The organism is Kocuria sp., from assembly GCF_030536815.1.
In the GTDB taxonomy this organism is placed as follows: domain Bacteria; phylum Actinomycetota; class Actinomycetes; order Actinomycetales; family Micrococcaceae; genus Kocuria; species Kocuria gwangalliensis.
The window spans coordinates 1-2,137 of the sequence record NZ_JAUNPE010000275.1; the positions used below are offsets into that span (position 1 = coordinate 1).

The following is a 2,137-nucleotide window of genomic DNA, read 5'->3' on the forward strand; positions in this document are numbered from 1 at the left end:
CAAATATACTTGGAAGGCCTATAGTTGGAAAGACCACAATCGGAATACCGAGAAACTTGAGGACCACGATCATGACCAGCGCGACCCTCTCCCACTCCGGTGAGGCACCACAGAGCCCGTTGCCGGACGTAGACCTTCTGCACGTGGAATACCTTCTCGATCCCGCCGAACGTGACCGCCTGGCCGTGATCAAGGACCACCTGCAGACCCACGTGCGCAAGCAGACCATCGACCCGTGGAACCGTGAGCACCTGCCCACCGAGCTGCTGCCCGCCCTGGCGGACCTGGGACTCGGCAACTTGTTCCTGGACGGCTCGTCGCGGTTGTTCCAGGGCCTGGTGCACTCGCAGATCGCCCGCGCCGATGTCTCGTTGTCCGCTCTGATCGGCATCCACAATGAACTGATCGTGGGCACGATTGCGGAGCTGGGTTCGGAGAAACACAAGGCCCAGTGGCTGCCCGCCCTGTCCCAACTCACGCAACTGGGTGCCTTCTGCCTGACCGAGCCGACCCATGGCTCGGACATTGCCGGCGGCCTGGCCACCACGGCCACCTTTGATGGCGACGAATGGGTCATCCGGGGAGAAAAGCGCTGGATCGGCGCCGGCACCGTGGCCGCCATCGCCCTGGTCTGGGCTCGTGACACCGCGGACGGTGTGATCAAGTGCTTTGCCGTGGACACCACCCATCCCGGGTATTCGGCCACCAAGATCGTCAACAAAATGGGGTTGCGCATCATGCAGAATGCGGACGTCGTGCTCAATGAGGTCCGCGTGCCGCGCAGCGCGCTGCTGCCCGGAGCCATTGGTTTCGACGCCGCCAACGCCCTGCTCAAGGATTCCCGCGCGTGGGTGGGGTGGCAGGCCGTGGGTGCCCAGCAGGCCGTTCTGGACATTCTGCGCGACTACTCCCTGGAACGCATGCAGTTCGGTAAGCCGCTCGCGAGCTTCCAGATCATCCAGCAAACCATGGCGGAGATCGCGGGCAACCTGGCCGCGAGCTCCGCAATGATGGTCCAGATGGCACGCCTGCAGGAGACCGGCGAGCTGGAGATGATGCACGCGGCCATCGCCAAATCCACCGCCACGCGTCTGGGCCGGCAATCCGCGCTGCTGGCCCGCGATGCACTGGGCGGCAACGGCCTGTTGAGCGATTACGAAATTTCCAAGGTGCTGGGCGATCTGGAAGCCATTTACACCTACGAGGGCAGCTACCACATCAACGCGCTCATTGTGTCCCGCGCGCTGACCGGTGTCTCCGCCTTCGTCTGAGTCCCTCACGCCGATCGCCAGGAGGCCTCGCCTGACGCGCTCCGGAACCCACGAGTTAGGTGAGTTTTCCGCGTAATGACTACCCTGGAACCGAGACGTCGTATTGGGCGTCTCGTTCGTGGTGCCTGGCGCACGTGAGCCGCCCCGCGGCGGCGTGCTCAGCAGCGCCCTCAAGAACCACCCAACGGATTCCACGCGCGCGGCCGCAGCCAGCGGTCGGGCGAGAAACGGATGTGAGAACGCATGGCTGCCAAATCCACCCTGGACAATGTCATCTCCCTGGCCAAGCGCCGAGGCTTTGTCTTTCAGGCGGGTGAAATTTACGGCGGTTCTCGCTCCGCCTGGGATTACGGACCCCTGGGCGCGGAATTGAAGGAGAACATCAAGCGCGAGTGGTGGCAGACCTTTGTGCGCGGCCGCGCCGACATGGTGGGCCTGGACTCCTCGATCATCCTGCCCTCGGCCGTGTGGGAGGCCTCCGGCCATGTGGAAACCTTCACCGATCCGCTGGTCGAATCGCTGCACACCCACAAGCGCTACCGCGCCGACCACCTGCTCGAGGCCTACGAGGCCAAGCACGGTCACCCGCCGGTCAACGGCCTGGCGGACGTCAAGGACCCGGAGACCGGCCAGGACGGCAAATGGACCGAGCCGCAGCAGTTCTCCGGCCTCATGAAAACCTTCCTAGGCCCCGTGGACAACGAAGAGGGCAAGCACTACCTGCGTCCGGAAACCGCGCAGGGGATCTTCGTGAACTTCCTGAACGTGCTGAACGCATCGCGGAAGAAGCCCCCGTTCGGTATCGGCCAGATCGGCAAGGCGTTCCGCAACGAGATCACCCCGGGCAACTTCATCTTCCGCACGCG

General features: G+C 63.9%; 1 protein-coding gene and 1 pseudogene. Both read left to right on the forward strand.

Going from position 1 to position 2,137, the window contains the following annotated elements; all coding sequences use genetic code 11:
- Positions 1-71: 71 nt before the first annotated feature.
- Positions 72-1,271, forward strand: a complete 1,200-nt coding sequence (locus Q4E95_RS13100; RefSeq protein WP_303383720.1) for an acyl-CoA dehydrogenase family protein — start codon at positions 72-74, stop codon at positions 1,269-1,271.
- A gap of 243 nt (positions 1,272-1,514) precedes the next feature.
- Positions 1,515-2,137, forward strand: a pseudogene (locus tag Q4E95_RS13105) (glycine--tRNA ligase); the annotation flags it as partial.

Coding starts and splice junctions, on each gene's coding strand:
- Q4E95_RS13100 (WP_303383720.1), top strand. CDS start 72: ATGACCAGCGCGACCCTCTCCCACTCCGGTGAGGCACCACAGAGCCCG.